The 5,402-nt window shown below is 32.7% G+C and carries 2 protein-coding genes; both read right to left on the reverse strand.

Annotation, left to right across the window (positions count from 1 at the left end):
* Positions 1-3: 3 nt before the first annotated feature.
* Positions 4-3,216: an SNF2 helicase associated domain-containing protein gene (locus RR554_RS03230; RefSeq protein WP_332467405.1), complete on the reverse strand. Its 3,213-nt coding sequence runs from the start codon at positions 3,214-3,216 to the stop codon at positions 4-6.
* 11 nt (positions 3,217-3,227) lie between these two features.
* The coding region (locus RR554_RS03235; protein WP_332467406.1) for an SbcC/MukB-like Walker B domain-containing protein at positions 3,228-5,402 on the reverse strand (2,175 nt) is incomplete at its 5' end.

Below are 5,402 nucleotides of genomic sequence, written 5' to 3' on the forward strand. Positions count from 1 at the left end.
TTTTTAATTAAGTCCAACATCTAAAATATCTTTAATATCATCAATTGTCATTTTAGATAACTCTTTAATGTCTTCAGAATTTAACACTTGCTGAAAGAGTTCTTTCTTCTCAGCTTGTAGTCGATTCATTTTTTCTTCCACAGTTCCCTCAGAAATCAATCGCCAAACTTCCACTTTCTTTTTCTGTCCCATTCGATGCGCTCGACCAGTTGCCTGATCTTCAACCGCTGGATTCCACCACAAGTCATAAAGAATAACTGTATCTGCTCCTGTTAAATTCAAGCCAGTTCCTCCAGCTTTTAAAGAGATTAAGAAAACATCTTTATCTCCTCGGTTAAACCGATCAACCATCTCTTGTCTTTTAACTAATGGAGTGCTACCTCTTAAATAAAAAGTTTCAATATCAAGTTTAGCTAATTCTTCTTCCAAAATACTCAACATACCAGTAAATTGAGAGAACAATAGAATTCTGCGGCCATTTGTTTTTGCCGTTTGAATCATATCAAGTGCTTGAATAAGTTTTCCTGATTCACCTTCATAATCATCAATGAACAATTTAGGATGACAGCATATTTGTCTCAGCCTTGTTAACCCAGAAAGAATCGAAATACGATTTTGATTTAGTTCTTCTTTTGACATTCCAGAAATTGTTTTTTGCATCTGCCTTAAATGAGCCACATAAACTGTTTTTTGCTCTTCTGTTAATTGACTATAAAGATCTGTTTCCACCTTATCTGGTAAATCATCTAATACTTGTTTTTTCTCACGTCTTAAAACAAAGGGCTGAATCATTAACGCAATAGTTTCTGTTGTCAACTGCTTAAACTTACGCAATGGAGGGAAAAAACCTGGCATTAGTATTCTAAATAAAGCCCATAATTCTTCCAATTTATTTTCAATTGGCGTACCACTTAAAGCAAAATAATGATCTGCTTTTAACGTTTCGATTGTTTGGAATGTTTTAGTTGCTGCATTCTTTATCATTTGAGCTTCATCTAAAATCATACTATGGAACGTCATTTTTTCATAAATATCATAGTCTTGTCTAAGCGTTGTATAAGACGTCACCAAAATATCCACATCTTGATAATGTTCAATTAATTCTGTTCGCTCTTGTTTATTTCCTACAATAACTGCCACTTTTAAACTAGGCGCAAATTTTTCAATCTCAACTTGCCAATTGTAGAGTAAACTAGCCGGTGCCACAATGAGTGATGGATTATTTAGTTTACCTTCTTCTTTTTCAGATAACAAGTAAGTTATCGTTTGGACTGTTTTTCCTAATCCCATATCATCTGCTAAAATACCACCAAATTGATAGTGACTCAACATTTTTAACCATTTAAATCCTGTTACCTGATAATCACGTAACGTCGCATTCAACCCTTTTGGTAGTTCAATTGGGTAATTATTAGGCTGTGTTAAGTCATGAACCATATCTGTAAACAGCTCAGTCGTTTCAACGTCTTCCATTTCAGATAAAGCATGATTCACCATTAACCCTCGATATCTCGGTACTTCTAGTTTACCTTTTCTAATCTTAATGTCGCCTCTTAATTGTTGAAGTACAGAACTGGTTTCCTTGAATCCCTGCTCATCTAAAAAGAGTAACTGTCCGTTTTTTAGTTGATGATAATCTTGTTGTTTCATTAAACTAACCAAAACATCATTAATTTCTGTTTCATCAATATTTGAAATATCAAATTGAATGTCTAACCAAGAACCATCTTCTCTTACCTTCACTTTTGGTTGATGATCTGTTGATTTTAAGAACAACTGGGCCACATTAGGGGCAATCTCGACCTCAGCATATTTTCTAATCGTTGGAACTTCTTCTCTGATGAAAGCATACAAATCCTGTTCTCTTGGCAATTGCTTCATAAAGGCATTTTGCCGCTTAGCATAGCCAAAATGCTGTAATAATTTTTCAATTCTTTTTTCTTGAACTTGGTTTCTAATCACTTGAGATTCTTTGCCATTTTTAGTGGTATGCTCTGGATGACTTGAAAAAACAAAATCTCCATAAATATAATCAACTCGTGCTTCTAATTGCTGATTTACTTCTTCAATACGAATCTTAGAACGGAGTGGAACTCGAATCATCTCACTTTGTAAATCATCTGATACATAGACCGTTGCAATCGAATCAAGGTTAGGTAAAATATATGAAAACAGATCTCCCACATTATCTTTGGTAAATAAAATCTCAGGTTTGTCCAATCGTTTAAACAACTGAAGTAACAATTCATATCGTTCAGATTGTTCTTTCGTTAGCTCATAAATCGAATGATTACCTATCGCCCAGCTGTATTTTTCTAAATACATTTCAATTGGATCATTAATAATCATTTTATAATCACTTGTTCCAACAGGCAAAACATTAACTGTAATTGGTAACTTACCGTCTTTAAATAAAATAGTCTGTTTTTTATCGTTAGGAGTTTGAAGTAATAATCGTTCACTTTTGGTCAGCTCATCAATGAAGAAAGTCACCGCTTCACTACCTAATATTAAATAACGTCTATTTATTTTCCCTTTTTGTTGCACATTTGTTTGATCAAGTAATTCCTGTAACTCTCTAACCTTCAATAATTTATCTAATAATGAAATATCTCTTTGAGCAAAAGAATTTTCCCCGATTGTAAATAATTTATCGTTAATCCGGTAGCTACTTTTTTTCTCATAACTATCTAAAAATTCTTGGATATTTTTCACAACATAAGTTTTACTACCAGGAAAACGACTACCTAATTTCAATGAAACAGCAATCACTGACTGTTCTGGATGAAATGATAACGTCTCTACCACATCTAATATAAACTCTACTTTTAAAGGATCACTTGTCACTAACGTTTTTTCGGTTTCAGCTTCTTGTAGTCGCTCGAAACTTTTAGAAAAAATATCAGCATGAGATGGTGGTTGATATGTTTTTTGCGTATTGACTTGTTTTTTTATATAACGATTTAAGCCCTTTTCTCTTAAGGCTAACTCTGTTGCTACTGTATGCTTACAAAATCCGTGCTGTTGCCAATAAGGGCACTGACAGACATCTTCTTCTTTTGCGGTTCCATCTAATTCGATATGAAATACTTCTGAACCGACAACATCGGCATACCAAACTTGTTGCTCTTCATTCTTACTAATTGAAACAACACGGCCATCTTTAGCATAATCTCGGCCTTCTTCAACTACTTTTTCGGGAATGGACCATTTCATCGTATCACTTCCTATTCAAATTCTAGTCGTTCATTAACATAACTTTTTCCATCTAATGTGGTATTTATTTGTAGTTGTTGCGGTATTCTTTCTTTTAATTCACGGACATGGGAGATAATCCCAATTAACCTGCCATCTCCTTCAATTGCTTCAAGTGCCCTAATTGCCATCTCTAAAGCGTCCTCATCTAACGAACCAAACCCTTCATCGATAAACATTGCGTCTATTTTAATGCCTCCAGCCTCTTCTTGAATCACTTCAGCTAACGACAACGCTAATGAAAGAGCGGCAATAAAACTTTCACCACCAGATAAAGTATTCACTCCTCGCAGTGCTCCTACGTTATCATCAAAAATATTAATTTCAAGTCCGGTTTTTTTCTTAAAAGAACCTTGCTCTTTTTTAAGTTCAAATCGGTATCGTCCATTGGTTAGCAACACTAGTTTTTCATTTGCTCTTTGCAATATACGCTTCAAATATGTTTGTAGAACAAATCGTTCCATACTTAGTTTATTAGGTCCATCACCTGTCATCACATTGGCCAATTCTGTTAAATCTTCTAACGCCTGCAATTTATCTTTCATCGCATCTTCTTTTTCTTTAACAGAATTCACTATTTTTTTATTTTGACTGATTATATATTGTAATGATGTCACTACTTTTTGTTGCTCTTTTTCTTGCTCCTGAAGGTCACTACGTCTTTCAATCAATGGTTCAATTTTTGGCTTTTCTTTATCTATAAGAAGAGTATCTAATTTTTTTACCTCTTCATTTAAGGCATACTCTTTATTTTCAAAGGCTTGAATTCTTTTTTCTTGTTCATCTAAAGTAGCAAGATTAGGAATTAATTCAGCTAATGTTTCTTTTGTTAGTTGCTCTTTTTCTAAAAATTCTGTTAAAATAACTGTTTCTTTTTCTTGTTTTTGATTGAGCAACTCTAATTGTTTTTTTTCGTTTTTTAGTGTTGTTTCAATAATCAATAATTGTGCTTCTAAGTCCGTTACTTGTTTTTTCAACTCATCGACTTCCATATTCCAAGTCGATATTTTTTTGGTCAGTTGTTTTTTTTCAACCAACATTTCTTGATACGTTTGCCAAGTATCTGGCAGTCTATCCTGTAGTTCTTGATAAGTTACTTTTAATTCTAATAACTGATTTTCTAATTCTCTTACTTGGTTTTTTTCTTGTTCTAATAGCGTTTGACTTTCTAAAATAGTTTGTTTTAGCTTAGGCAATCCTTCCTCTTCTTTTTCAAGTTCTTCTAAAGTCATCGTTACTTGTTTCAATTCGTTTAATAAGTCATCTTTAGTTTCTTTACATTTTTCTAGCCATTTTTCTTCCAAAAGACTTTTTTCTTCAAAAGAATCTTGTATTTGTTTTCTTAACGTGACTAATACAACCTCTTGTTTTTCTTTTTCTGTGTCTTTAAATTCAATTTTTTGTGTTGTTTTCGTTTGAATTTCCTTGTTTTCAGATAACTCTTTTTCAATTTTTTCTAAGCTTTTTTCTAAAATGAGCATATCTTCTTTGGTCACATCTTTACCATGAACTGGTGCAGGATGGTCTAATGACCCGCAAACAGGACACGATTCTCCATCTATTAAATCTAAGCTTAATTTTGCAATTTGCGCTTTAGCCCAATCACTTTTAGCCATTTTATGCATTTTTTGAGATGCTATCTCTTGATTTTTACACGCAATAAGCTCCTTAGCTAACTCCTTAATTTCTTCTTCTAAAAGCCTTAGACACTCTTTATTTTTTTCAAATAACTCAATATTAACAAGTTGTTGCGCTACTTCATCTTGCTTTTTAACTAACTCAAATTTCTTTTCCACTAACTTTGTCTTTTGAAGGATACTTCCCTCAATTTGTTCCTTATCACTTGTTAACTTTTTGAGTTGTTTCGTTAATTCTTCTTCTTTTTCTTTTGTCACAAATAATTGCGTATTTAATTCTTTTCTTTTTTCCTCAAGTTGCTTTTTCTTTTCAAACAGAGGTAAACTAATATCTATTTTAGTTAATAACTTTTGATTGTCTTCAATTTCCGATTGGCTCTCTAATCTTTTTTTCAATTTAGTTTGAGTAGCTAACATCTCTGAGCGACAATTTTCTTCTTTTTCAGTCAGTTTTTTTTCTTCTTTTAAAAGATTTTGATACTCATCTTCTAATTCAACTAACTGATTATA

The organism is Vagococcus sp., from assembly GCF_036639995.1.
In the GTDB taxonomy this organism is placed as follows: domain Bacteria; phylum Bacillota; class Bacilli; order Lactobacillales; family Vagococcaceae; genus Vagococcus.

Bases quoted from the DNA above. Each gene is read 5' to 3' on its own strand.
- RR554_RS03230 (WP_332467405.1), bottom strand. From the start codon at position 3,216: ATGAAATGGTCCATTCCCGAAAAAGTAGTTGAAGAAGGCCGAGATTAT.